General features: G+C 60.3%; 27 protein-coding genes and 1 pseudogene. 7 read left to right on the top strand and 21 right to left on the bottom strand.

Annotated elements, in window-relative coordinates; genetic code table 11:
- Positions 1-54 precede the first annotated feature (54 nt).
- The 3 genes from E0F99_RS02675 to E0F99_RS02665 all read left to right on the top strand — a co-directional run bounded on the left by E0F99_RS02675 (position 55) and on the right by E0F99_RS02665 (position 2,612).
- Positions 55-852 (top strand): transporter substrate-binding domain-containing protein, encoded by a 798-nt coding sequence (locus tag E0F99_RS02675; protein WP_083360321.1) that lies wholly within the window; start codon positions 55-57, stop codon positions 850-852.
- A 73-nt stretch (positions 853-925) separates the two neighbouring features.
- Positions 926-1,885: an amino acid ABC transporter permease gene (locus E0F99_RS02670; RefSeq protein WP_083355685.1), complete on the top strand. Its 960-nt coding sequence runs from the start codon at positions 926-928 to the stop codon at positions 1,883-1,885.
- Positions 1,878-2,612, top strand: coding sequence for an amino acid ABC transporter ATP-binding protein (locus tag E0F99_RS02665; protein ID WP_083355684.1), 735 nt, complete (start codon positions 1,878-1,880; stop codon positions 2,610-2,612). Before E0F99_RS02670 ends, E0F99_RS02665 begins: the two co-directional genes overlap by 8 nt.
- 4 nt (positions 2,613-2,616) lie before the next feature.
- Here E0F99_RS02665 and E0F99_RS02660 read toward each other — a convergent pair whose 3' ends face one another.
- From E0F99_RS02660 to ubiE, 12 genes and pseudogenes are all read right to left on the bottom strand, one after another.
- Entirely contained in the window at positions 2,617-4,524 is a 1,908-nt protein-coding gene (locus tag E0F99_RS02660; RefSeq protein WP_083355683.1) for a methyl-accepting chemotaxis protein, read from the bottom strand.
- 170 nt (positions 4,525-4,694) lie between these two features.
- Positions 4,695-5,408, bottom strand: a complete 714-nt coding sequence (locus tag E0F99_RS31030; RefSeq protein ID WP_408003432.1) for a methyl-accepting chemotaxis protein — start codon at positions 5,406-5,408, stop codon at positions 4,695-4,697.
- A 144-nt stretch (positions 5,409-5,552) separates the two neighbouring features.
- A pseudogene (locus E0F99_RS31025) lies at positions 5,553-6,611 on the bottom strand (methyl-accepting chemotaxis protein); the annotation flags it as partial.
- A 117-nt stretch (positions 6,612-6,728) separates the two neighbouring features.
- Positions 6,729-7,436: a 16S rRNA (uracil(1498)-N(3))-methyltransferase gene (locus tag E0F99_RS02650; protein WP_083355681.1), complete on the bottom strand. Its 708-nt coding sequence runs from the start codon at positions 7,434-7,436 to the stop codon at positions 6,729-6,731.
- Positions 7,433-8,224 (bottom strand): twin-arginine translocase subunit TatC, encoded by a 792-nt coding sequence (gene tatC / locus E0F99_RS02645; protein WP_083355680.1) that lies wholly within the window; start codon positions 8,222-8,224, stop codon positions 7,433-7,435. The genes E0F99_RS02650 and tatC overlap by 4 nt, the downstream gene beginning before the upstream one ends.
- Positions 8,221-8,622: a Sec-independent protein translocase protein TatB gene (gene tatB / locus E0F99_RS02640; protein WP_083355679.1), complete on the bottom strand. Its 402-nt coding sequence runs from the start codon at positions 8,620-8,622 to the stop codon at positions 8,221-8,223. Before tatB ends, tatC begins: the two co-directional genes overlap by 4 nt.
- Positions 8,623-8,632: 10 nt before the next feature.
- Entirely contained in the window at positions 8,633-8,911 is a 279-nt protein-coding gene (locus tag E0F99_RS02635; RefSeq protein ID WP_003171180.1) for a twin-arginine translocase TatA/TatE family subunit, read from the bottom strand.
- Between the two features lie 25 nt (positions 8,912-8,936).
- Complete coding sequence (locus tag E0F99_RS02630) at positions 8,937-9,269, bottom strand: phosphoribosyl-ATP diphosphatase (RefSeq protein WP_083355678.1); 333 nt, start codon at positions 9,267-9,269, stop codon at positions 8,937-8,939.
- A gap of 2 nt (positions 9,270-9,271) precedes the next feature.
- Positions 9,272-9,664 (bottom strand): phosphoribosyl-AMP cyclohydrolase, encoded by a 393-nt coding sequence (gene hisI, locus E0F99_RS02625; protein WP_065899886.1) that lies wholly within the window; start codon positions 9,662-9,664, stop codon positions 9,272-9,274.
- Between the two features lie 41 nt (positions 9,665-9,705).
- The gene (gene ubiB, locus E0F99_RS02620) at positions 9,706-11,310 is read right to left on the bottom strand and encodes a ubiquinone biosynthesis regulatory protein kinase UbiB (protein WP_083355677.1); all 1,605 of its coding nucleotides are present in this window, start codon (positions 11,308-11,310) and stop codon (positions 9,706-9,708) included.
- A complete protein-coding gene (locus tag E0F99_RS02615; protein ID WP_083355676.1) occupies positions 11,307-11,930 on the bottom strand; it encodes a ubiquinone biosynthesis accessory factor UbiJ in 624 nt (207 codons plus the stop codon). Before E0F99_RS02615 ends, ubiB begins: the two co-directional genes overlap by 4 nt.
- Positions 11,930-12,700 carry a bifunctional demethylmenaquinone methyltransferase/2-methoxy-6-polyprenyl-1,4-benzoquinol methylase UbiE gene (ubiE, locus tag E0F99_RS02610; RefSeq protein WP_003171186.1) on the bottom strand — a complete coding sequence of 257 codons (771 nt, stop codon included), beginning with the start codon at positions 12,698-12,700 and terminating at the stop codon, positions 11,930-11,932. The genes E0F99_RS02615 and ubiE overlap by 1 nt, the downstream gene beginning before the upstream one ends.
- Before the next feature lie 144 nt (positions 12,701-12,844).
- Here ubiE and E0F99_RS02605 point away from each other — a divergent pair, with 144 nt between their 5' ends.
- The 3 genes from E0F99_RS02605 to E0F99_RS02595 all read left to right on the top strand — a co-directional run bounded on the left by E0F99_RS02605 (position 12,845) and on the right by E0F99_RS02595 (position 14,602).
- A complete protein-coding gene (locus tag E0F99_RS02605; RefSeq protein ID WP_083355675.1) occupies positions 12,845-13,120 on the top strand; it encodes a polyhydroxyalkanoic acid system family protein in 276 nt (91 codons plus the stop codon).
- 105 nt (positions 13,121-13,225) lie between these two features.
- Complete coding sequence (locus E0F99_RS02600; RefSeq protein WP_083355674.1) at positions 13,226-13,648, top strand: phasin family protein; 423 nt, start codon at positions 13,226-13,228, stop codon at positions 13,646-13,648.
- 12 nt (positions 13,649-13,660) lie between these two features.
- On the top strand, positions 13,661-14,602 hold the full coding sequence (locus tag E0F99_RS02595; RefSeq protein WP_083355673.1) for a phasin family protein: 942 nt from the start codon (positions 13,661-13,663) through the stop codon (positions 14,600-14,602).
- A gap of 71 nt (positions 14,603-14,673) precedes the next feature.
- Here E0F99_RS02595 and E0F99_RS02590 read toward each other — a convergent pair whose 3' ends face one another.
- From E0F99_RS02590 to E0F99_RS02565, 6 genes are all read right to left on the bottom strand, one after another.
- Positions 14,674-15,201, bottom strand: a complete 528-nt coding sequence (locus E0F99_RS02590; protein ID WP_083355672.1) for a fimbrial protein — start codon at positions 15,199-15,201, stop codon at positions 14,674-14,676.
- Between the two features lie 19 nt (positions 15,202-15,220).
- On the bottom strand, positions 15,221-16,177 hold the full coding sequence (locus tag E0F99_RS02585) for a fimbrial protein (RefSeq protein ID WP_083355671.1): 957 nt from the start codon (positions 16,175-16,177) through the stop codon (positions 15,221-15,223).
- Positions 16,177-18,798 carry a fimbria/pilus outer membrane usher protein gene (locus tag E0F99_RS02580; protein ID WP_083355670.1) on the bottom strand — a complete coding sequence of 874 codons (2,622 nt, stop codon included), beginning with the start codon at positions 18,796-18,798 and terminating at the stop codon, positions 16,177-16,179. Before E0F99_RS02580 ends, E0F99_RS02585 begins: the two co-directional genes overlap by 1 nt.
- A gap of 146 nt (positions 18,799-18,944) precedes the next feature.
- Entirely contained in the window at positions 18,945-19,712 is a 768-nt protein-coding gene (locus E0F99_RS02575; RefSeq protein WP_083355669.1) for a fimbrial biogenesis chaperone, read from the bottom strand.
- 8 nt (positions 19,713-19,720) lie between these two features.
- Positions 19,721-20,497, bottom strand: a complete 777-nt coding sequence (locus E0F99_RS02570) for a fimbrial biogenesis chaperone (RefSeq protein WP_083355668.1) — start codon at positions 20,495-20,497, stop codon at positions 19,721-19,723.
- Positions 20,498-20,575: 78 nt separating this feature from the next.
- On the bottom strand, positions 20,576-21,154 hold the full coding sequence (locus E0F99_RS02565) for a fimbrial protein (protein WP_083355667.1): 579 nt from the start codon (positions 21,152-21,154) through the stop codon (positions 20,576-20,578).
- 302 nt (positions 21,155-21,456) lie between these two features.
- Here E0F99_RS02565 and E0F99_RS02560 point away from each other — a divergent pair, with 302 nt between their 5' ends.
- Positions 21,457-22,152, top strand: a complete 696-nt coding sequence (locus E0F99_RS02560; RefSeq protein WP_232000111.1) for a response regulator transcription factor — start codon at positions 21,457-21,459, stop codon at positions 22,150-22,152.
- Between the two features lie 3 nt (positions 22,153-22,155).
- On the opposite strand, the gene E0F99_RS02555 is transcribed toward E0F99_RS02560, so the two are convergent.
- The 3 genes from E0F99_RS02555 to phaZ all read right to left on the bottom strand — a co-directional run bounded on the left by E0F99_RS02555 (position 22,156) and on the right by phaZ (position 25,420).
- Positions 22,156-22,776 carry a TetR/AcrR family transcriptional regulator gene (locus E0F99_RS02555; RefSeq protein ID WP_083355666.1) on the bottom strand — a complete coding sequence of 207 codons (621 nt, stop codon included), beginning with the start codon at positions 22,774-22,776 and terminating at the stop codon, positions 22,156-22,158.
- Positions 22,777-22,803: 27 nt separating this feature from the next.
- Entirely contained in the window at positions 22,804-24,486 is a 1,683-nt protein-coding gene (gene phaC, locus E0F99_RS02550) for a class II poly(R)-hydroxyalkanoic acid synthase (RefSeq protein ID WP_083355665.1), read from the bottom strand.
- Between the two features lie 88 nt (positions 24,487-24,574).
- A complete protein-coding gene (gene phaZ / locus E0F99_RS02545) occupies positions 24,575-25,420 on the bottom strand; it encodes a poly(3-hydroxyalkanoate) depolymerase (RefSeq protein ID WP_083355664.1) in 846 nt (281 codons plus the stop codon).
- Positions 25,421-25,460 lie beyond the last annotated feature (40 nt).

The raw sequence follows: 25,460 nt of genomic DNA, 5'->3' as shown, positions 1-25,460 counted from the left end.
GGGTGCCGCCCTTTTGCGCGCCGACCTTACAAGAATCGTTCTGGGGACTTGATGATGAAAAAGTATCTTTCGAGGCTGATGCTCGGCGTCACTGTGCTGGTTGCGGCCACTGCGGCGCATGCCGGCGCCATCGACGATGCGGTCAAGCGCGGCACGCTGAAAGTCGGCATGGACCCGACCTACATGCCGTTCGAAATGACAGACAAACGCGGTGAAATCATCGGTTTTGAAGTCGACATCCTCAAGGCCATGGCCAAGTCCATGGGCGTCAAGCTGGAGTTGGTGTCTACCGGTTACGACGGCATCATTCCGGCCTTCCTGACCGGCAAGTTCGACATGATCGGCAGCGGCATGACCCTGACTCAGGAGCGCAACCTGCGGCTGAACTTCAGCGAACCCTTCATCGTGGTCGGCCAAACCCTGCTGATTCGTAAAGACCTGGAAGGCACCATCAAGTCCTACAAAGACCTGAATGACGAGAAATACCGCCTGACCTCCAAGCTTGGCACCACCGGTGAGATGGTCGCGAAAAAGCTGATCTCCAAAGCCAAGTACCACGGCTATGACAACGAGCAGGAAGGCGTGCTGGACGTGGTCAACGGCAAGGCCGATGCCTTTGTGTATGACGCACCGTACAACGTGGTTGCCGAGAAAAAGGTCGGTAGCGGCAAGCTGGTATTCCTGGAAGAACCCTTCACGTTCGAGCCGTTGGCGTTTGGCCTGAAAAAAGGCGATTACGACAGCCTCAACTACATCAACAACTTCCTGCACCAGATCCGCAACGACGGCACCTACGATCGCATCCATGACAAGTGGTTCAAGAGCTCTGAGTGGCTCAAGGACATGGAATAAGCGCTGTTGTGGCGAGGGGGCAAGCTCCCTCGCCACAAATGGGGTACAACCCCACCCTGATGGATGTTGAGTAATGAAACAGAAAAAAGCCCAATGGCCCTGGCACCTGCTGACCGTGGTCGTGCTCGTTGGCCTGGCTGGCGCCTTGTACTACGCCACTTCGCTGATGTCCTACGAGTGGCGCTGGAACCGTGTGCCGCAGTACTTCGCCTATCAGGCCGAGACGTCCCAGCGCGCCGCCGACATATCCACCGTGGTTGAACTGGTGCGCAAAGGTGACGTAGCCGAAGTCACCCTGCGCAACGACGCCGGCGCGGAGCAAACGCTCACCGTGGCCGACAACAGCCTGCAAGTGTCGCGTGGTGACGACGTGGCCGAAGGCGATGTGGTGGGCGTGACCCGGCATTGGGCGCTCGGGCCACTGATGTGGGGCTTGTGGACCACATTGTGGCTGTCGGTGGTGTCCGGCATTCTTGGCCTGGCAATCGGTTTGGCCACCGGCTTGTGCCGCTTGTCCAGCAACCCGACCCTGCGCGATCTGTCGACGATCTACGTCGAACTGGTACGCGGTACGCCGCTGTTGGTACAGATCTTCATTTTTTACTTTTTTATCGGCACGGTACTCAACTTGTCGCGCGAATTCGCCGGGATCGCAGCGCTGTCGCTGTTCACCGGCGCCTATGTGGCGGAAATCGTCCGCGCCGGTGTGCAGTCCATCACTCGTGGCCAGAACGAAGCCGCGCGGTCCCTGGGTTTGAGTGCCAGCCAGTCGATGCGCCATGTGGTGCTGCCGCAAGCCTTCAAACGCGTGCTACCGCCGCTGGCCGGGCAATTTATCAGCCTGGTGAAGGACACCTCCCTGGTGTCGGTGATCGCGATTACTGAACTGCTCAAAAGTGGCCGCGAGGTGATCACCACCTCGTTCTCGCCGTTTGAAATCCTGTTTTGTGTGGCAGGCCTGTACTTGCTGATCAACCTGCCGCTGTCGAAAATGGCCAGCCGGCTTGAGCGGAGGCTCGCGCAAAGTGATTGAAGTCCGCGATCTGGTAAAAGTTTTCGACACCCGTGGCCAAGTGGTACGCGCGGTGGACCACGTCAGCACCCATGTCGCCAAGGGCGAAGTGCTGGTGGTGATCGGCCCCTCGGGTTCGGGCAAGTCCACTTTTCTGCGCTGCCTGAATGGCCTGGAAGAATTCGATTCTGGCTCGGTCAGCATCGATGGCCTGCAACTGGCCGACCCGAAGACCGACGTGAACGCCTATCGCCGCGAAGTCGGCATGGTGTTCCAGCACTTCAACCTGTTCCCGCACATGACCGTGCTGGAAAACCTGTGCCTGGCGCAAAAAGTCGTGCGCAAGCGCGGCAAGCAAGAGCGCGAGGCCAAGGCCCTGGCGCTGCTGGAAAAAGTCGGTATTGCGCAAAAAGCCAACGAGTTTCCATCACGCCTGTCTGGCGGTCAGCAACAGCGCGTGGCGATCGCCCGAGCGCTGGCGATGGAACCCAAGGTGATGCTGTTTGACGAGCCCACCTCGGCGCTGGACCCGGAAATGGTCGGCGAAGTGCTGGATGTGATGAAGACCCTGGCCCTGGAAGGCATGACCATGGTCTGCGTCACCCACGAGATGGGCTTTGCCCGCGAAGTGGCCGACCGGGTGCTGTTCTTCGACCATGGCAAGCTGCTGGAAGACGCGGCCCCGGCCGAGTTCTTTGATGCACCCAAAGACCCACGCGCCCAGGCCTTCCTGCGTCAGGTGTTGTAACGGCTCACACCTTGAACTTGCCCACCCAGCGCTGCAAATCCGCGCCCAGGCGCGCCAGTTCGACACTGGCCGCCGCAGTCTCCTGGCTCGCGGCGGAGGTCTGTTCCGACACGTCCTTGACCTTCAGCACGCTGCGATTGATCTCTTCGGCAACCGCTGTTTGCTCCTCGGCAGCGGCGGCAATCTGAGGGTTCATTTCCTGGATCACTGAGACCGTGCGGGTGATGTTGGCTAAGGCATCGCCCGCGCGGCGGGTCAGTTGCACGCTGTTGTCGGTCAGGCTGCGGCTGTTGTTCATGCTGTCGGCGACCTGCTGTGTACCCCGTTGCAGGCTACCGATCAGCTCTTCAATTTCCTCGGCTGATTGCTGGGTGCGTTGCGCCAGGCTGCGTACCTCGTCTGCCACGACCGCAAAGCCACGGCCGGCTTCACCGGCGCGCGCGGCTTCAATAGCGGCGTTGAGGGCCAGCAAGTTGGTTTGCTCCGAAACCGACTTGATCACCTCCAGCACACTGCCGATCTTCTGGCTTTCCTGCCGCAACCCTTGCATGGCGTGGCTTGAGTGGGCCATCTCCTGGGCCAGGTGCTCGATATGAGCGATCGCCTCGGCCACCACCTGGTCGCCCGCGCTTGCCTGTTGATCGGCTTCGGTGGCAGCGTTCGAGGCTTGCTCGGCGTGGCGTGCGACTTCCTGGGAGGTGGCGAGCATTTCATTCATCGCCGTGGCCACCTGTTCGGTTTCCTGTCTTTGCTCGTCAATGCCAGCGCGGGATTGCTCGGTGCCGCAAGACAATTGCTCGGCGGCGCTGGCTATCTGGCGTGCGTTGTCACCGATACCACCGATCAAGCCGCGCAGGTTGACCGTCATTTGCCCGATGCTGCGCTGCAGTTGGCCCAGTTCGTCGCGGCGGGTGGTCTGTATATCGTGGCTCAAGTCACCCTCGGCCACCCGGTTCGCCACCACCAGTGCCCGGCGCAGGGGGTTGACGATCTGCCCGGCAATCAGCCAGGCCGCCAAGGCACCCAGCAGCAGTGCGGCAGCGGTGACATTGATCAGTAAACTGCGGGCCTGATCGGCTTCTTTATCTCGCTGCTCGGTCTGGTACTGGCTCAACAGGTCGCTTTGCTTGAGCAGTTCATCCAACCATTGCTCCAGTTGGTTCTGGGTGGTTTCGGTGGTGACTTGGGCGTCCTTGAGGCGGTTCAGCTGGGTGCGATAGTCGCGCAGGGTGCCAGCCAGTGCAGTCGCGTCCACCGGCAGCTTGGCCACGGAGGCTTGTGCGCCGTCGAGGGCCTGAAGCGCGTCCGTGAAGTTTTGTGCATAGGCCTCCAGCGAGGTGGCTGCCCAGGCCGCGGCCTGTGCACTGTCTTCGGCTTTCTCCAGGGACTGACGCATGAGTTCCACGGTGTCCAAGGCCTTTTCGTCGTCTTGATTGGGTAAGTCACTGGACAGCTGGGCGAGGGTGTCGCTGGCTTGGACGGCGCTTTTCTTGAGCCCTTCGCGCGCGTTTTCGCGTTGTTCGATCAGGTTGGCCAGGCCGCCCAGCGCCGTCTTGAAGCTGGCGGTCAGGCGCGTCGCGTCTTGTACTTGTTGCAAGCTCGCCGGATGGACCAAGCGGGCAGACATTTCTATCAGGTAGCGGTCGATTTTTTCCATGTGCAGGCCGACCTTGGTCAGGCTGGCCGGGTCATTCAGGGTGCGATACACAATGCGGTCAGCCCGCAGTTCTTCGCCGACCACCGCCAATTGCGAAAGAATGGTCAACGACTGCGAGCGAAACAGTGAGGTGTTCAAGGCTTGCCAGCCTGTCAGGGCGATAGCCAGGCTGAGCGTCAAGACCAGGCCGAAGCCAAGGCAGAGTTTGAGGGTGACACTGGCGTTGCCGAGTGCGCGGGTCAGTGGGCCAAACATGGTGAACCTCCTACGAGTAAAGGAAGCGTTTCGACAGTCCGGCTGACACGGTCAGGGGAGTTGAAACGCTACTTTTATTCGGCGCCAGGTGTGTAATCCACGACCTGAAAAACGCGTAGGAAATTTCACAACTTGTGAGGGCGACGGCCATGATGGCCGTCGCGAGGGGCTCAAACCTTGAAGCGGCCTACCAGGGTTTGCAGGTAAATGCCCAGGCGCGCCAGTTCCGCGCTGGACGCAGCGGTCTCTTCACTGGCCGAGGAGGTCTGTTCAGACACATCACGCACGTTAAGCACGCTGCGGTTGATCTCTTCGGCCACCGCACTTTGTTGCTCGGCGGCGGTAGCAATTTGCGAGTTCATTGCCTGAATGGTCGACACTGTGCGCGTGATATTGGCCAGCGCGTTACCGGCACGGCGGGTCAGTTCGACGCTGCTTTCAGTCAGGCCACGGCTGTTGTCCATGATGCTCGCCACCTGCTGGGTGCCGCTTTGCAGGCCGACGATCAGCTCTTCGATCTCTTCGGTGGACTTCTGGGTGCGCTGGGCCAGGCTGCGCACCTCGTCGGCCACCACGGCAAAGCCACGCCCGGCTTCACCGGCACGCGCGGCCTCAATGGCCGCGTTGAGTGCCAGCAGGTTGGTTTGCTGAGCAACAGACTTAATCACGTCGAGCACACTGCCGATCTTGTCGCTTTCGCGCTTGAGATGGCCCATGGCCTCGGTGGAGTTGCCGACCTCGGTGGCCAGGCGCTCGATCTGGGCGATGGCCTCACCGACCACCTTGTCACCCTCGCGGGCCTGCTGGTCAGCGGCCACGGCGGCTTCAGACGCTTCCTCGGCGTTGCGCGCCACTTCCTGCACGGTGGCGGCCATCTCATTCATAGCGGTGGCGACCTGGTCGGTCTCGACTTTCTGGCTGTTGACCCCGGCGCTGGTCTGCTCAGTCACGGACGACAGTTGTTCGGCGGCGCTGGCGATCTGGGTGACACCGTCGCTGATGCCACCGATCAGCTCGCGCAGGCCGATGGTCATGCTTTGCATGGCGCGCTGCAGTTGGCCCAGTTCGTCCTGGCGCGCGGAGTTGAGGTTGTGGCTCAGGTCGCCGGAGGCCACGCGCTCAGCGACTTTGAGGGTCTGGTTCAGCGGAATGACGATCTGACGGGTGATGGCCCAGGCAGCGACCACGCCGAAGATCAGCGCCAGCACGGTGGCCAGCAGCAACAATTGCTTGGCGTGTGCAGCATCGGCGTCGCGCACGGCGGTTTGCGACGTGGTGAGTTTTTCGCTGTGGCCCAGCAGGATATCGCCTTGGGCGGTCATGATTTTCAGTGCTGCAGCGCTGGCGACCTGGGAGTCGCGATACTGGCTGACGGCGGCACGATAGGCTTGCAGCGACGCGCCGGCTGCTTGCAGGTTGGCCTGGTATTGCTCTGGCAGTTGGCCTTGGCGTTCGGTGATTTTCTTCAGGGCGTTGTCGATGGCATCCAGGGCCGGCTGCTCGGCCTCCGTCTTGGCGCTGTAGGTGTAGCCGCGCACTTGGAAGCGCGATTGCTGAATCAGCTTGCTCAGGTCGACCACGCTGTTGAACTGGGTGACGCTGTCACCTTGCAGCAGGCTTTTTTCGATTTCGTTGATCTTGGCCACGGCGTTGTCTGCGGTATCGCCGAGCTTGCTGCGCGCGTCTTCACGCTTGAGACCGGCCTGGACCATGGTGTCGAAGGCCTTTTTGTATTGGCCTAAAGCATCGAGCTGTTGCTCGACCAAGGCCTTGTCGTTGGGTTGTTCGATCAGAGATTTGGCGGTTTGCAGGCCGTTGTCCAGCTCTGTGAGCAGGCCGTTGACCGCGTCCGCGCCTTGTTCGCCGCGACGCATTTCGAAGTCCAGGCGCGCCAGGCGCAGGTCTTTGGTCAGGCCGTTGAGGCTGGAGATAAAGCCTAACTTGTCACCGCGATTGATCACATCGCCCAGGCCGGTCCAGCCGGTGAAGGTGATCAACAGCGTCAGGATCAATACCAAGCCAAACCCAATGCTTAACTTGCGGTTGACGCTCACATTCCCCAGTTTTTCGGCTAACCAACGATACATACTGCGAACTCCCCTTGAACAAGGCTTGGACTTATTCAGAGGCTATCGGCAGCGTAGGAAGATTCTGTAGGCGCGATGATCGTTCCCGCGCTCTGCGTGGAAACGATCGGGGTAGAGTCAGAACAGGCGGGCGAGCAGGGCGGTCACGGCGGTTTCTACACGCAGGATGCGTGCGCCCAGCTGTACCGGCTGCAAGCCAGCCTTGGTCAGCAGGTCCACTTCGTAAGGTATCCAGCCGCCTTCCGGGCCGATAGCCAGGGTCACAGGCTCATCCAGCCCACGTGGGCAGGCCGGGTAATCGCCGGGATGGCCGATCAGGCCGAGGGTGCCTTCGGTCATGGCCGGCAGGCGGTCTTCGACGAACGGCTTGAAGCGTTTTTCGATGACGATCTCGGGCAGCATCGTGTCGCGCGCCTGTTCCAGGCCGAGGATAAGCTGCTCGCGAATTGCCTCAGGCTCCAGGAACGGCGTTTGCCAGAAGCTCTTCTCCACGCGGTAGCTGTTGACCAGCACCACCTTGGGCACGCCCATGGCTGCCACGGTTTGCAGCACCCGACGCAGCATCTTCGGGCGCGGCAGGGCCAGCAGCAAGGTCAGTGGCAGTTTGGCCGGCGGCGGCAAGTCGAAGCTCACTTGCAGCTCGGCTTCACTGGCCTCCAGGCGCAGCAGGTGCGCATTGCCCATCAGACCGCCGATGCGCCCCACCCGCAGGTTGTCGCCCACCACCGCACGGTGGACTTCCTGCATATGCACCAGGCGCCGATCACGCAGGATCACCCGGTCGGCCGCGATAAAGTCGGCCTCTTCAAGCAACAGCAGGTTCACGGCTGAGTCGCTGGCGGCTGGTCGTCGTCGGCAGGTTGGTCATCCGGGTGCTCGCCACGCTTGGTGATCAAGCTGCTGAACAGGATGCCGACCTCGAACAGCATCCACATCGGCACGGCCAGCAGGGTCTGCGAGAAGATGTCCGGCGGGGTCAGGATCATGCCGACGACAAAGCAGCCGATGATCACGTACGGGCGGACTTTCTTCAGGTATTTGACGTCGACCACGCCGATCCACACCAGCAGCACCACGGCCACCGGGATTTCGAAGGCCACGCCAAAGGCGAAGAACAGCGTCATCACGAAGTCGAGGTAGCTGGTGATGTCGGTCATCATTTCTACGCCGGCCGGGGTGGCGGAGGCGAAGAACTTGAAGATCAGTGGGAACACCAGGAAATAGGCGAAGGCCATGCCGGTGTAGAACAGCAGGATGCTCGATACCAGCAACGGCACCGCGATGCGCTTCTCATGCTTGTACAGGCCCGGTGCGATAAAGCCCCAGATCTGATGCAGGATCACCGGGATCGCCAGGAACAGCGAGACCATCATGGTCAGCTTCAGCGGCGTGAGGAACGGCGACGACACGTCGGTGGCGATCATCGTCGCACCGGCTGGCAGGTACTGGCGCAGCGGCGTCGAAACGAAGGTGTAGATCTGCTGGGTGAAGGCGAACAGCCCGGCAAAGATAATGAAGATGGCCGCTACGCACCGCAGCAGGCGGGTACGCAACTCGGTGAGGTGCGAGACCAGTGGCATGTGCTGGTCGTTTTCCGGTTTATCAGCGCTCATGGGGCTCGCGGCGGCAATGTAGGGTCATGGGGAGCGGGCGACGCAACGGGCGTCGGCGCTGGCTCGGTCGTGGTGGGCGCGGTCGGCGTCGCTTGCGCAACGGGTCCGATGCTGTGTTCGGCCACGGGCTCTGCCGGCTTGCTCGGTTCATTCACCGGCGACAGGATTTTGCGCGCTTCCTGCTCCAACGACAGAATATGTTCGTTGTGCAGTTGCCGGCGGATTTCGTCGGCGCCGATTTCCCGTTCAACTTCCTGTTTGATGGCGTTGAAACTGCGTTTCAGGCGCCCGATCCAAAGGCCGGCCGTGCGCGCGGCACCGGGCAGGCGTTCCGGCCCCAGAACCAACAAGGCAACGAGGCCGACGAGGAGCAGTTCAGAGAAGCTGATACCAAACATTAGTCAGTGCTCACGAGTCTTTGCGGGTCGGCTCTTCGACTTTTTCAGCCTGTACGTCGAAGGTACGACGCTCAGTGATCGGCTGGGTCGCCTGCGGGTGCACAGGCTGGGCCGGCGGAACCGGGTTAGCCGCAGGGTCAGCAGGCTTTTCGTCGTCGTTCATGGCTTTACGAAAGCCCTTGATCGACTCGCCCACGTCGGTGCCCAGGTTTTTGAGTTTTTTGGTGCCGAACACCAGTACCACGACCACCAGAATGACGATCCAGTGTTTCCAGTCAAAAATGCCCATGCTGCAATTCCTCTGTAAAAGTTATTCAGGCGGACGGGCGCGAGGCCTTTTCGGCGTGCCCGGACAAGCCATGGCGACGGTCCAGTTCATCAAGTACAGCCTGTGGATGCAGCCCCAGCTGGGCGAGCATGATCATGCTATGAAACCACAGGTCGGCGGTTTCGTAGATCACGTCGCTGCAATCACCGCTGATTTGTGCGTCTTTGGCCGCAATGATGGTCTCGATGGATTCTTCGCCAAGCTTTTCCAGGATCTTGTTCAAGCCCTTTTCATACAGGCTGGCGACATAGGAGCCCTCGGCGGTTGCGGCTTTGCGATCTTCCAGCACCTGGGCCAGGCGGTTCAGGGTGTCAGTCATGTTCAGTGTCCTGCCGAATAGATGGCGTGCGGGTCTTTGAGCACCGGTTCGACCACCTTCCATTCGCCGTTCTCGAACACGCGATAGAAGCAGCTGTGACGGCCGGTGTGGCAGGCGATGTCGCCGATCTGCTCGACCATCAGGATCACCACGTCGGCGTCACAGTCGATGCGCATCTCGTGCAGGGTTTGCACGTGCCCGGACTCTTCGCCCTTGCGCCACAGTTTGCCACGCGAACGTGACCAATAAATGGCGCGCTGCTCAGCGGCGGTGAGGCTCAAGGCCTCGCGGTTCATCCAGGCCATCATCAGCACGCGCCCGGTCTTGTAGTCCTGGGCAATGGCCGGCACCAGGCCGTCACTGTCCCACTTGATCTCGTCCAGCCAGTCTTTCATGTTCCGCTCCGGCAATTTGCGACAGTGTATAACCGGATCGGCTATCGACGCACGATCAGATAAATACCCACGGCGACCATGATGCCGGCCGGCCAATGGCCCAGTTGGTTCAGCGGCCCACCGATGGCAAGCATCACGCCGCCGACCAAGTGCGCGGCGCCCAGCAGGCGCAGGAACCAGTCGTCCTTGCGTTTCTGCCAGGGCGGCGCGGGGTCTTTGGCGTGTGGCTGGGACATGCGCTCCAGCAGGTCGCGGGTCATGTTGGCCAGATGCGGCAGTTGCTCGACTTGGCTTTGCAGGTTGCCCAGCAACGTTTTCGGGCTGACACGCTCGCGCATCCAGCGTTCCAGGAACGGCTGTGCGGTGTTCCACAGGTCGAGGTCCGGGTACAACTGACGGCCCAGGCCTTCGATGTTCAGCAAGGTTTTTTGCAACAGGACCAACTGCGGCTGCACTTCCATATTGAAGCGCCGCGCAGTCTGGAACAGGCGCATCAGCACTTGGCCGAATGAAATATCTTTTAACGGCTTTTCGAAGATCGGCTCGCACACAGTGCGGATCGCCGCTTCGAATTCGTTGAGCTTGGTTTCCGCCGGCACCCAGCCTGAATCGATGTGCAACTGCGCCACGCGGCGGTAGTCACGCTTGAAAAAGGCAAACAGGTTGCGCGCCAGATAATCCTGGTCTTCCGGGGTCAGGCTGCCGACGATGCCGCAGTCGATCGCGATGTACTGCGGGCTCCACGGGTTCACGGTGCTGACGAAGATGTTGCCCGGGTGCATGTCGGCGTGGAAGAAACTGTCGCGGAACACCTGGGTGAAGAAAATCTCCACACCGCGTTCGGCGAGCATCTTCATGTCGGTGCGCTGGTCGGCCAGGGTCGCGAGGTCGGTGACTTGCACGCCGTAGATGCGCTCCATCACCAGCACTTTGGGGCGGCACCAGTCCCAATACACTTGCGGCACGTACAGCAGCGATGAACCTTCGAAGTTGCGCTTGAGCTGGCTGGCGTTGGCGGCTTCGCGTAGCAGGTCGAGTTCGTCGTAGATGGTTTTTTCGTAGTCGGCGACCACGTCCACCGGGTGCAGCAGGCGCGCATCGGCAGAGAACCGCTCGGCAGCACGGGCGAGGATGAACAACCACGCCAGGTCCTGGCCGATGATCGGCTTGAGGCCGGGGCGAATCACTTTCACCACCACTTCTTCGCCGGTCTTGAGCTGCGCCGCGTGCACTTGCGCCACCGAGGCCGAGGCCAGCGGGTCGACGTCGAAACGGCTGAATACCTCACTGATCTTCTTGCCCAGTTGCTCTTCGATCAGCTTCATCGACTGCTGGGAATCAAATGGCGGTACGCGGTCCTGCAGCAGCATCAGCTCGTCGGCGATGTCTTCGGGCAACAGGTCGCGACGCGTGGAGAGGATCTGCCCGAACTTGATAAAGATCGGCCCCAGATCCTGCAACGCCAGGCGCAGGCGCGCCCCGCGGCTCAGCTCCAGCGGCTTGCGCGGGAACCAGCGCCACGGCAGCACATAGCGCACCGCCAGCAGGAACCACGGCAAGGGCAGGGCGAACAGCAGGTCATCGAGGCGGTAGCGGATTACGACGCGCTGGATACGAAACAAACGGCGGACGGCGAGCAGCTTCATGCGTTATCGCTTGGATCAAGGGAACGGCTCAGGCGCTCGAAGCGTGCCTCGAGGCGTTCCAGGTCGATTTTGGCCTTGTCGAGTTCGCGAAAGCGCGCTTGCGCTTCGCGTTCTCCGACCAGGGTGCGCGATTCTTCGCTCAGGTATTCGGCAAGGTTCTGGTTGAGGCTGGCGAAGCCTTGCTGGTACCAGCGCGAACGGCTGCGCAGGTGCCCGCTGATCAACTGGGTGGCCACGGGGCCGATCCAGCGTGACAGCTCGTATTCCCAGTCCAGCGCCAGGTCTTGCAGCACGGCGGCCAGGTCCATCAGCACCGCGCTGTCGCCTTCCAATTCCACTTCAGGGCCGTGGAGGATGGCGGTCTTGTTGCGGCTCAGGGCCAAGTGCAACAGGCTCGACGCCGGTGCACGCAGCGTGCAGTCGGCTTCGGCGGCCCATTGGGTCGCGAGCAGCAGGCCTTCATCGCTGGGCAGGATAAACAGCTGCAAGGTGGGGCTCGTGCAGTCAACAGCAATGACCTTGCCGTTCAAGTGCGCGAGCCGCGCCAGGGCGGTGCTGTCCAGGCGCAGGACACGGTTGAGGCCGTGTTCAACGCTGGCGAGAAGACCTTTGAGCAGCATCAGGGCTTGATACCGCGGTGCAGGGCGACGATACCCGAAGTCATGTTGTGGTAGGTCACGCGGTCGAAACCGGCCTCCACCATCATCGACTTTAGGGTTTCCTGGTCTGGGTGCATGCGGATCGATTCGGCCAGGTAGCGGTAGCTCTCGGCGTCATTGGTGATCAGCTTGCCCATCAACGGCATGAAGGCGAACGAGTAGGTGTCGTAGACCTTGGACATCAGCGCGTTGGTCGGCTTGGAGAACTCCAGTACCAACAGGCGGCCACCCGGCTTGAGCACGCGCAGCATTGAGCGGATCGCGTCTTCTTTATGGGTGACGTTGCGCAGGCCGAAAGCGATGGTCACGCAGTCGAAATGGTTATCCGGGAACGGCAGCTTTTCCGCGTCGGCCTGCACGAACTCGATATTGCCGGCCACGCCTTTGTCCAGCAGGCGATCACGGCCGACCTTGAGCATCGAGCCGTTGATGTCTGCCAGCACGACCTGGCCGGTAGGGCCGACGAGCTTGGAGAACTTGGCCGCCAGGTCGCCCGTACCGCCGGCGATGTCCAGCACGCGGTTGCCGGTGCGTACGCCCGACAACTCGATGGTGAAGCGCTTCCACAGGCGGTGCATGCCGCCCGACAGCACGTCGTTCATCAGGTCGTACTTGGCGGCGACGGAGTGGAACACCTCAGCGACTTTTTCCGCTTTCTGGCTTTCCGGAACGTTCTTGAAGCCGAAGTGAGTGGTGGGTTCGGCATCGCTGCCTTTGCGCTGATCAGTCATATCGCTGTCACCAAAAGAGAATGCGGGACATGATAATCCCCAAGGCTTGCTTTGTCTTGGCAAGGCTGAAGGTAAGATAGGTGCTCACCGAGACCTTTTGCCGCATGGCAGATGTACCAGTCGTTATAAAGAGGAGTCATCGCAATGGCCCGTATTACCGTTGAGCGTGCACATTCCCTGGGTAAAGAAGGCGCGCGGGCGAAGGCCGAGAAGTTGGCGCACAAACTCCAAGCGCAATATGGCCTGGAGCCATCCTGGTCCGGCGACACCCTGAACCTCAAACGGTCGGGGGTTAAAGGCACAGTATTAGTGGCGGATGATTCGCTGCGTATCGATGTGGAGCTGGGCCTGTTGATGTCGGCCATGAGTGGCACGATCAAGTCCGAAATCGAGAAGGCCTTGGATAAGGCACTGGCCTGACCTGAGTGCGCTTAGGGTGCCGATTCTAATTTTTCGCCCTACTTTGTGCCCAAGCCCTCAACTCCTGTGGGCCGTTCCTCAACCCTAAATTGCGTGAGGTGCACCATGGCCAAAGTTATTTTGCAGAAAAAAATCGACGTTCAGACCACCGCCCTGAGTGACGTTAAAAGCTATGCCCGCAAGATCTGGCTGGCAGGCCTTGGTGCCTATGCCAAGGTCGGCAGCGAAGGCAGCGAGTACTTCAAAGAGTTGGTTAAGACCGGTCAACATGTTGAAAGTAAAGGCAAAAAAGTTGTGGTTGAACAACTTGACGCCGCCAACAGTCAGATTGACCAAGTAAAGGGTAATGTCTCAAGCGTCAAAGGTTTGGTTGAAGTTCAACTGGATAAAGTTGAAAAAGCTTTTGACACGCGTGTTGCAAGTGCCTTGAATCGGATCGGCATTGCGTCTAAACATGACGTTGAGACACTCTCTGCTAAGCTCGAAGAGCTGACGGCATTGCTAGAACGTGTCGCGCGTAAACACTAAGGAGACATCGGGATGGCTGTTAAAAAAACGACTCAAAAAGAAGGCAGCTCGTGGATCGGGGAAGTTGAAAAATATTCCCGGAAGATCTGGCTTGCTGGTTTAGGCGTGTACTCGAAGGTTAGCAGTGACGGCGGTAAGTACTTCGAGACTTTGGTCAAGGACGGCGAGAAGGCCGAGAAGTTGACCAAGACCACAGTGGGTAAAAAAGTCGAGGCGGCAAAGGCGAGCGCAGGTTCTGCCAAGTCGAGCATTTCGGATACATGGGGCAAGTTGGAAGAGACTTTCGACAAACGCCTCAACAGCGCCATTTCGCGACTGGGCGTGCCCAGCAAAGCGGAATTGAAGACGCTGCACAGCAAGGTCGATACCCTGACCAAGCAAATCGAAAAACTCACGGGCGCCAAAGTGGCCCCGGCTAAACCCGCAGCGGCTAAACCCGCTGCCAAGCCTGCCGCTAAAACCGCTGCTGCAAAACCGGCAGCGAAATCTGCGGCCAAGCCTCTGGTTAAAGCTGCGGCCAAGCCGGCTGCCAAAGCTGCGGCTAAGGCCCCGGCTAAAGCAGCATCCAAACCTGTCGCTAAAACGGCCGCTGCTAAACCGGCTGCCAAGTCCGCCGCTAAGCCGGTGGCCGCTAAAGCAGCTGTAAAGCCTGCCGCTAAATCGGCCGTCAAGGCAGCCGCCAAACCCGCGGCTAAAACCGCCGCTGCCAAGCCTGTCGCTAAGCCTGCCGCCAAGCCAGCTGCGGCAAAACCTGTGGCTGCCAAACCTGCGGCAAAACCGGCCGCCGCCAAGAAGCCCGCTGTGGCGAAAAGGCCAGCAGCAAAGCCTGCCGTTGCGGCCAAACCTGCAACCCCAGCGCCAACTGCGTCGACAGCCAACTCGGTGTCCGCACCGACGCACGCGGCTACCCCGACTGCATCGCCGGTAATCCCGACGCCATCCAGTCAGTCCTGATTTTTTCAGGGCACAAAAAACGCCCGGCCTGCGAAGGTCGGGCGTTTTTTTGCGCGTTTATAACGTGCCGGTTAGTTGTAAGTGATCGACACCGTCACGGCGCTGGCCAGGGTACCTTGGGTGATCGCTACGCCGGTTTTATGGTAGGCGGCCGTGAGCGGTATCACGGCCTTTTTGGCGCTTGTCGCCACCTTGCGGCTGCGCTGGGCGGGGGTGCCGTTGGCAGGAATGGTGTACAGCGGCGCCGCACGGTGTACCAGCGAAAGGGCCGTGCCTTCCGACGTTCCCGTGTTGGCAAACAGCTTGGCGTTACCGGTGGATGCCGTACCGGAGAACAGGAACGTGACGTCGCTTATGTCCGACTCGCAGTCCGCGGAAAGCTCGAAATCATGCGATCCCGCCGTGGCGCTCGCGTCAAAGTCTGAAATCTTGGTAGTGGGCAGCTTAATGGTGCGATTCAAGTCACCTGCGGCCAAGTTGCATGTGCCGGCATTGACCTGCCCGGCAAAATTCAACGTGCCCGTTGTGGCGGCTTCGGCGGCGTTGGCGCTCAGACCTGCAGTGATTGCCAACAGCAGGGGCAGTGTTCGGATGTACATCAGTTATTCCTCAGGGGTTTCAGTTATAGGTAATGTTGACGGTGGCGGTACTGGCGAGCGTGCCTTGGCTGACTGCGCCGTTTTTGTGATAGGCCGCGGTCAGCGGCAAGACCGCGCGATTGCCGGATACCTCCACCGTGCGGGTGTTGCTGGTGCCATTGGCGTCAATGGTCTGGTTCGCTCCACCAATGCGCGAATACAGCCACAGCGCTACGCCGCCGGCCGTGCCCGTATTGGCAAAGAGCTGGTTATTGCCGGCAGCGGGCGTGCCGGAGAAGCGGAAGGTGATGCTCGATGCATCGGTGCAATGGGCGCTCAGTTCGAAATTTGCCGTGCCCGTGTAGGCGGCGTCCTTCAAAGCACCGACGTGTATGACGGGGAGCTTGATGGTGCGGTTGACGTCGCCGGTCGCGAGGTCGCAGGTGGCCGCAGGGCTGACGAACGCTACCGAGTTGTTGAGCTTGAGCTCAAAGCGGCCCAGGCGCTGCCCCACCGAGGTCATCATGTTGTAGGTGAAGATGCTTCCTGCCGGCACTACCCCGTTGGTTATCGGCCCGGTCTTGTAGAAGATCGCCTCGGCATTGGTGAAGACAGGATGGTTGCCGCTGCGCAGGTGCGTGGTGCCGCTTTTTAAGGCATAAAAGCCGGTCCACGGGCGCGCATCGGTGATTTTGATGCGGATGCCGACGCCTGGCGCCTCGGTGGGTTGGATAAGGTTTGGCAGTGGGGGCGTGTTGTAGCGCGCGATGATCTGTACCAGCGTCATGCTGCGGCAATTCATGAACCGGCCAGGTGCGACGCCGCTGAAGGGCTGCTGGGTGATGATGCTTCCCACTGGCAGGTTGGCCGGTACGGTGACAGTGGCCGCAAGGGAGAGGCCATGTTCAGAGTTCATATAGCTCTCACACTCCGCTTGCGCAGCGATCGGCAAGCCAAACACCACCAGTGATGAGATGAATAGCGTCGAGTGCTTCATCACGAACCCCTTACTGTCATTTGGCGTTTTTCGACAAGGCGCACGGCAGGCCCTGCGGACCGCGCCTGCGCAACAATGGGCTCGGCGCCCTGGCAATGGCCTGCATCCAGATGACGCAAGCGGTCGCCGCCGGGTTGTTTGCCTGAGTCGTAGCGGAGCCGGCAGCTGGCATTGGCCTGTGAGCTCCACTGCACGGTCAGTTGCCCCTGTGCACGCGATACGCGGACAAACGCTTTACCGCCCTGGCCGACAATGCCCACGCTTGCGCCGTCCTCATCGAACACGTCCGCACCGAACGGCAGCGGGCTGCCATCCTCGCGCAATGCCGTGATCAACAAGGCCTGGCCGCTGACGGTCTCGAACTGCAACTTGACGACTGAACCTGCGCGTGGCGCCACGTTTTTGGAGGCAGTCTTGAGCTCCACGTCGACGGACAGGTCCTTGGGGTCCAACTCGACCACGTTCTGGCGGTAGGGCGTGAGGTGCGGCACCACGGCGTAGCCGCTCTTGGCGACTTGTGCGCTGTGGCTGCCATTGATCCGAGCCCCTTGGGCGTCGGGCGCTTGCACGATGCCCAGGGTATCGCCGAGCTCCGGGGCGAAGGTCACGCCGCCGGCGTGAGCGACCATGCCCCCCGTCACCCCGATCGAGGCCGAGCGGTAAGCACTGCTCTGCCCATAACCGGCAGACAGCGCGGCATGGCTTGCCTGGTACCTCACGTCTGCACTGGTTGTGTTGCCACTGCCGTGCGTGCGGCTGGCGCCCACGCCGTAGCTGAATTCGCTGCGTTCGCCAAGGCTGCCACCCAGGGTGGCGCGCTCGCCGCTGCTTTGATCGCCGTGGTACACCGTGGTGGTCAGGGTCGGCGAACGTGCGCCGCTGCCCAGCGGCAGGCTCACGGTGAGATCAACTTGCTTGTCGACTCGGTCACTCAACAGATCGCGGTTGCGTTGTGCGCTGAGGGTGTAATGCAGGCCTTTCCAACTGCTGCTGTAACCTGCGCTGAAGGTCAGGCTGCCATTGGCGTGATTCCAGTGGTTCTGCGAAGAGCCGGTGAGGTACACCGAACCGTTGCCCAGGCTCTGATTGAGGCTGATGTCCATCCTGTCGCGCAGGTGCGGCACCTTGTCCAGGTTCAGCCCGTCGATGGCGAGGTCGCGAACGCGTGCGGCGTCGGCCACATTCAGGAAACCTTCAGTGGAGTAGCGGTACGCGCCGAGGGCAAAGTGGGTGCCGGTGTCTGCAAAGTTCTTGCTGTAGCGCAAGTGCACGCTTTGCCCTTCCCGTGAAGGGTTGCCTGGCAGATGGGCGTTCGAGTGGGTCAGGTCAAAAGACAGCGCACCGACTGCGGTGTTGAAGGCCGCCCCCAGCAACTGCGACTGGTAGTCGTCGCAGAACACCGCGCCGGTGTAGCCGGTCAGTACATTACTCAGGCCGTGCTGGTAAGTGGCCTGAGTGAGCGTGGGAGGGTGATGCAGGCCGATCTCGTCCAGTTGGCCGACACTTAACGAGTAACGGTGATAGCCAGGTCGCAGCAGGTTGGCGTTGGCGGCGAACGGTACGATGAACTCACGCTGGCGACCGTCGGCCTCGATGACCGTAACGGTGAGGTCGCCGCCATAGCCGGTGGGGAACAAATCGTTGAGCACGAATGGGCCGGGCGCTACCGACACTTCATCCAATAGCACGCCGCGCTGGCGCACGCTGACACGGGCGTTGGTCTGGGCGACACCGCGCACTACCGGGGCAAAACCGGTCTGCGAATCGGGCAGCATCCGATCATCGCTGAACAGGCTGGCGCCGCGCAGACGAACACTGTCGAACAGTTCGCCCGGGGTGTAGATTTCGCCCGCCATCAGTTGGGATTGCAACGTGCTCAACTCGCGCTGCACATAGGTGGCGCTGCTTTGATAAGCCGAGCCGCTAGCTGAATGGTTATAGTTGCCGTTGTGGCGCCAATGCCAGTCACCCAGATTGAGCCCGGTGTTGAGGCCCAGGTAATTGGAGCTGAGCGAATGGCCATTGGCCTGGGTCGCAAAGGTATTGGCGTTGTAGCGTACAAAGGCGGCGTCGATACCGCCGTCCCAATGCTGCGGGTCAACGTAGCCCCGCGCCTTGCGCGCCAGGTAGATCTGCGGCACCTGCAGGTCCAGGCGGTTTTCGCCTGAGTCAAATTGGCTGCTGGCCCCTGGCAGGTAGCTTGCAATATCGGCGCAGCGGGCGAACGGCGACGCCGGTGCACTTGCCGTTTCGTTGGGCGGCGGCTCTACCGGTTCCACGTTAATACCCAACCTTTGCAGCGCCTCAGGCTCCAGGCACACCTGTGCACTCTTGTGCCCCTCGACCGCGACGAAGGTCAAGGTTTCACGGCCTGTCCACTGGCCATTGAGGTGGACCTCGGTCCGGTAGCTGCCGGGCAGCACGACGTTGCCTTGGCTGAACTTTGAAATATCGACGTGCATACCGGCCGCTCGGCCCGTAAAGAACGCTGGGTTGAACTCGGCGTGTTCAGCGCCAATGGCGTGAGTGCCACTCACCAGCAGCAGGCCAGGCACCGCAAGCTTCAAACGATGACGTGGCAGGGTGCGGTTTCTTACGCTGGCTGGCGGATTAAAACGCATGTTTACCGTTCTCAAAAATAGGGCCTATGCAAATTTCGGCATAGGGAGTCCCTGCCCTGATAAAAGGGCATCGACCAAAGGTGTGGGATGAGGCTTAGGTGAAGTGCCGGGAAACTACGGCGGCGGCACGCCGCGTGTCTTGACCGTCAGGGCGAGACCTCGGCGCTGTGAGGGACCTTTACGCCAAAGTCGTCGAGCGCCTGGAACTCGACGGACGCCGCAGTACTGGGCAGCATTTTGAGGCCAGGTAACTCAAAGCGAGTACGGCCACCGGGGATCACCATGTTTTCAGCGCCCGAGGCAGCCGGTTCGCGTACATGACGCTGCCCCGCTGCCAGTACTGTGATCTGATCGAACGTCACGTGATAAGGGCTTGGGTTGTGAACTTCCAATGCCAGGCCATGCTCGGTCGAGACGCGGCGCCACTGCAGTTTTGCAGGCGCGGCATTGACGTCGTAAGGCAGGTTTGACGGACGGTAAAACAGCTTGATCCGCGAGCGAAAGGCCAACTGCAACTGATTGCTCTGCCCGGGCTCTTGCGACTGGGAAGGCACCTCCAGCAGGTTGAACCAGAACAGGCTTTCCTGGGACGCCGGCAAGGTTTCGCCCGTATACGCCAGGCGCACAACCTGTTGTTTGCCAGGCTCCATGCGAAAAATCGGCGGCGTGACCACAAAGGGTATGCCTGCCAGCTCCGGTGTTGAGTGTTCATCGCCGCTGTCTATCCACGTCTGGACCAGTACCGGTGCCTGGTTTTTGCTTTCAAGCCTGAGCGTGACCTCCTTGTCGTCCTGTGGGTAAATAATCCGGGTGTTGTGGATGACCACGCTCGCCTGGGCGACGCTGGTAGCGAACAGCATAAATACCATCGCCATGAGCTTGGCAGGCAGGTAGGAAATGAAAGACGCATTCATGCAAAAGGTCATCCTGCGGATGAAGGGCTGAGGCCAGCGGAATGACGCACGCGGGCGCCAAAATCGCTGACGGTGGTGAACTCGACTGTGCTCGCGCTGCTGGGGCGATTGCGCAGCAGGGGCAACACAAACAGTTTCACGTCACCGCCCGGCATTAACAGGCTGTCATTAGCGCCTTTGTTCGCCGCTTTGCTGAATCGCTTGCCATCGCTCAGCAAGTCAATTGAAGCGAGGGAAATATGGTACGGCGTGGGGTTGGTCGCCTGCAGGGCGAGGCCCTGTTCGTGGGCTACCAGTTTCCATTGCAGTTTTGCCGGGGCGCTGCCGACCGGATAGGGCAACGCCTGCGGTCTTAGAAATACGCGCAAGCGCGTACGAAACGACAGCTCAATCTGATTTTTCTGCGCGGTATCGGTCGCGAGCGGTGGCACTTCCAGAACGTTCAGCCAAAACAGGCTTTCGCGATCGGTGGGCAATGCCTCGCCGAAATAACGCAGGCGTAGCGCCTGTTGCTGGTGAGGCTCAATACGCAAGATCGGTGGTGAAACGTTGAACGGCGTTTGCGCCGTCGCTGGCGTGGAGTGGCGGTCGCCATTGTCCAGCCAGGCTTGCACCAGCGCAGGCCGCGGCCCCTTATTCTCCAGGCGTACCGCGACCTCTTGTTGTTGCGCGGGGTAGATCACGCGTGTGCCATGAATAATCACGCCTGCATGGGCGGGCGGGGCCAGCAGCGATAACAATCCGCACGCACAGGTGGCAAGCACCAAGCGGGTCATTTTGTTCATAGTCAGAAGCGCTCTTCGAATCGGCAAAGGGGCCAGCGGTGCAGCCGCAGGCCCGTTGTATAAAAGGTTGCGGCAACCCTATTCGGCGTACTCGATCAGAAAACCAACGCGGGTCTTGACCGTGCCTTCGTTGGCGGGTGCGCTGGCGTACATTTGCGCAGCCAACGGGATAACCGCCTGGTTGTCGGCGATCACCACGCCTGCGGATTTTTCGGTGTAGACGTGAATGGGTGAGCCATCACGATTAGTCACCTCGACTTGTACGTTCTTCGCTGTGGTGGTGTCGGATGGGTCATCGTGGCCGTCGATATTCAAGCGCCCGCTGGCCACATCAATGGCCGGGCTGGTCGGATCAAAGGCAACCATCGCGGTGCGCCCGTTGGTGCAACTGCCTTCGCCTGGCGCTCCGACACGAATGGTGAAGCCGGTCAGGTTGGCTCGGCTGCCCGCGCTTGCCAGGCGTGCGGCAGAGACACCGCCCAAGTTGACGTCCTTGACCACTGCGCCGGTGCCCGGTGCTGCACCTTCGACCGTGCAGGTCACATCCGTAACCAAGCCGCTGAAATTGATAGTGCCGTCCGTTGCATCGGCAGGCTGCGAGAGCGCAGCGGTCAAGGCCAGAGCGGCTGCAAGCGGGGATAAAACATTGGCTTTCATGACATTCCCAGTGGTGAGTTACCTGTGCCGCTTAATTTGTATCTAAACGTTAATGGGCTCTATAGAGAAGTCACGAGTTCTAGCTCGAGAATGTTCGAAAGTGTACTGTTTTGATTAAGGTTTTTTCGGGCGCGCGAAGGGAGTTTATAAAGGCGGGTAGGAACAGGCTGTCAGGTATTACTGTAAGGCAATGCAAAGCAGATGGACGTGCCGTATTGATCACCCTGTTTGGCTGGGCTATACCGGACTCGCAACAGTGAAAGAGTGTGTGTGGTGCTGCATTTACTTAGGCGAGCCGATCAATGCCTACTTCAATTTCCAATCCGTATACCGTGATGCTGTTAGATAACCATGCGATGGTTCGCCAGGGTATCGAGCTGTGTTTGAGCAAAGAGGCCGACCTCGTGGTCATAGGCTCCTTCGGTACAGGCAGGGAATTGCTCGAAGCCTTGGCTCGGCGGCTGGCGGATGTGGTGGTGATGGACTTCATCCTGGCACCCTCGGAAATCGATGGCCTCAGCCTGCTGCAGGCGCTGAACAGACGTTTCAGCGCCTGCAGGCCTTTGATTGTGTGTTCACACTACACGCCCGCCACCGTTTCGTTGTCCTTGAAGGCCGGGTGTTGGGGAATACTCGGCAAAACCCAGAACTTGGCCGAGTTGATCACGGCCATTCGAACGGTGGCTCACGGACGGATTTATCTGCAGCCCTGTATGGTGCCGGCCTTACAGGGTATGCAATCGATGCTGGATGGCACGCTGATCAAGTCGCAGAGTGACTTTGCATCACCGTTGCGTGTAAATGCCTGCCTTACGCCTAAGGAACAGGAAGTGTTGCGTTGTGTGCTTGATGGCATGTCAGTAAGTTTTATTGCGGCAAAGTTTTCGCGCAGTGCAAGTACCATCAGTACGCAAAAACAATCGGCCTATCGAAAGCTAGGCATCAAGAATGACAGCGAGCTGTTCAAGTTTAATCAGCAGTTTGGCGAACTTGGCTGAGTATTAATCCGGATCGTCCAGATAACGCAGCGCCAGCCGCTCCGTCGCCTGCCGCGCCGGTAACAACAAGTGCGGCGCCACCAGCATCATGATCTGGTACACCACCACGCGTACCTCGCCTTCACGGTCGAGGATTCGCTGGTAGTCCAGCGAAAACAGCAGCGTCATGGTGATCTGCTCCACCAATTGCCCCAGCGCCTGGGTATCACTGACCAGTTGTCCTGCCGTCTTGAGTCGTGCCAGTAGCGAAGCCAGTGTTCGCTTCAGGGCAGTCAGCAAGTTGCGAATGCCTTTGGCCAGCTTCGGCAGGCGCCCTGCCAGGTTCGACAAATCCTGAAATAGAAACCGGTAATGGGCCATGCGCTCGACGATCAAGTGCAGGAACAGCCAGTAATCCTCGGCGCTGAGCTGCGCGTGTGCGGGTGGGTCGAGCAGCGGTGCCAGTTCATTTTGAAAGCGCTCGAACAGCCCGAGCACCAACGGTTCCTTGCCATGGAAGTGGTAGTAGAGGTTGCCGGGGCTGATCCCCATTTCATTGGCCACCTCCATGGTCGACACGTTCGGCTCGCCCTTGTGGTTGAACAACTGCAGGGCACATTCAAGGATACGGTCGCGGGTCTTCATCCAGTCTTCTTAATCTGATCGTTGAGCTCAACGCACGTGCACGTAAGTGCCCGGCGCCGCTTCCATCGGTGGGTAATTCTGGTTGCCCAGGGCAGTCAGGGTTTCGCGCTGCACGCCGCAGCGTTGTTGAATCCATTCCAGCCACTGCGGCCACCAGCTGCCTTCGACATGGTTGGCGTCGTAGTACCAGGCGCGCGGGTCGCTGCTCAGCTTGGGGTTTTCGACGTAATTGGCCTTGGGGTTGCCTGGCGGGTTGAGGATGCTCTGTACATGCCCGCTGTTGGACAGCACGAAGCGCCGCTCACCGCCAAGCAATTGCGTGGAGCGATACACCGCGTCCCACGGCGTGATGTGGTCGTTGATGCCGGCCACGCTGAAGCTGTCCACCGTGACTTTTTGCAAGTCGATGGGCGTGCCGCACACTTCCAGGCCACCGGGATGGCTTAACGGGTTGTGCTTGAAAAAATCCAGCAGGTCGCCATGCAGCGCGGCGGGCAGGCGCGTGTTGTCGTTGTTCCAATACAGGATGTCGAAGGCCGGCGGCTCCTTGCCCAGCAGGTAATTGTTGATCCAGTAGTTCCAGATCAAGTCGTTGGGGCGCATCCAGGCAAACACCTTGGCCATGTCGCGGCCGTCCAGCACGCCTTGCTGGTAGGAACGGCGCTTGGCAGCTTCCAGTGTTTGTTCATCGGCGAACAGGGTAGCGGGGCTGTCGATCTGGCTGTCCAGCAGGCTCACCAGGTAGCTGGCGCTGGAGATGCGTCGCAGCTGGCGCTTGGCTTGCAGGTGGCCCTGCAGCGCGGCAATGGTCAAGCCACCGGCGCAGGCGCCCATCAGGTTGACCTCGCGGGCACCGGTAATCGCCCGGCACACGTTGAGCGCTTCTTCCAGCGCAGCGACGTAGGTTGAAAGCCCCCATTCGCGATGACGCACATCCGGGTTGCGCCAGCTGACCATAAACGTTTGCAGGCCATTTTTCAGCGCGTACTGCACAAAGCTGTTGGCCGGGCTGAGGTCGAAAATATAGTACTTGTTGATTTGCGGCGGCACGATCAGCAGCGGCTTGGCGTACTGTTTTTCGCTCATGGGCTTGTACTGGATCAGCTCCAGCAGCTCGTTGCGAAACACCACCGAGCCGGGCGTGGTCGCCACGGTCTTGCCGACCTCGAAGGCGTGTTTGCTGACCTGACGGGGCAGGCCGTTGTTATGCAGCAAATCATCAAACAGGTTGCTCACACCGCGCACCACGCTGTTGCCGCCGGAGTTGAGCAGCTCTTTGACGGCCAGCGGGTTGAGCAAGGTGTTGGAGGGCGACACCGCGTCATTGAGCAGGGAGAACGCGAAGTGTGCGCGGGCGCGGTCATCCGCGTTGAGGGAGCTGTCGTCAATCCAGTGACGGGTTTGTTTTTGCCAGCTCAAATAGGCTTGCAGGCTACGCCGGTACAGGGGGTTGAGCTTCCAGGTAGGGTCGATGAAGCGCACGTCGTTGGGGTTGGGCTCATGCACGGTTTCACCGAGCAACACACGGCCGAGCTGGCCGCCCAGCGCCAGAGCGTGACGCGCGGTGTGCATAGGGTTGCGCAAACCGTGGGCGGCGACGCTGCGCAGGGTTGTCAGCAAGTCTCGACCACGCAGGCCGGTGATCGCATTTTGCGCATTGATGAACACGGCAGGGGTGGGCGCCGGGTTCGTCACGGGTCTTTCTCGCATGAGCCAACACTCCTTCGTCAAGGCAACAACAGGCACGCCAACTGAGAACCATAGTCGGTTCTCGGCAAGTTGCGCGGCGGTGTAGTCCTTACACCGCCGGTCGCGGGTGAATCACCGCCCGCAGGCGCTCCTCTTCGAGAAACTTCATGATGATCGGCGCCACGGCTTCCGCCCGGGTAATCAGGAACAGGTGGCCGTCATCGATGATGTGCAACTGCGCATTCGGAATGCGCCAAGCCAGCATGCGCATATTGATCAACGGGATCAGCGGGTCGTCATCGCCCGCCAGCACCAGGGTCGGTTGGCGGATCTTGTGCAGCCAATGAATGCTGGTCCAGCCCAGCCCCGCAAACAGCTGCCAGTAGTAACCGAGCTTGCCGGCCGAACGCACTTTGCTGGCGTGCTCGGCGGCAAGCTTTGCATCGCGGCGGAACGAGCCGCCATAAATCATCGGTGCGATGCGCACCACGTGGGACGGTTGGATATAGCGCCGGGGGCTTGCCATCAGCCACAGCACTTTGGGTTTGCCCGGCACCATAAACGCACCTGCAGCGGTGGCGGCGAGAATCAGTTTTTTGCAGCGCTCCGGGTAGTCATAGGCGAACTGTTGCGCCAGCGCACCGCCCCAGGACACTCCCACGGCATTCACTTGGCCATAGTCGAGATAATCGAGCATGCGCGCGGTGAGTTTGGCCAGGCCGGGAAAGCGATAGGGTCGATTGGGCGTCGAGGAACCGCCCACGCCCGGTACATCGAAGGCGATCACTTCCAAGTCCGGGTCCAGCGCCTGGACGAACGGAAACACCAGCTCAAGGTTGGCGCCGATGCCGTTGAAGATCAGCAGCGGCGTCAAGTGAGGCTTGCCCGGGCGTACCGCCGTACGGAGGGTCTGGCCATCCAGGTCGATGGTACGGAAGATGAACGGTTGCGGCATGCTCAAGCCCTGTGGAGTGTTACAGCTGGAATGCAGTCAT

It is taken from the genome of Pseudomonas antarctica, assembly GCF_900624995.1.
GTDB classification, from domain to species: Bacteria; Pseudomonadota; Gammaproteobacteria; order Pseudomonadales; family Pseudomonadaceae; genus Aquipseudomonas; species Aquipseudomonas antarctica.
The sequence above is the reverse complement of the archived record's forward strand: the minus strand, read 5'-3'. Positions and strand labels throughout refer to the sequence as shown.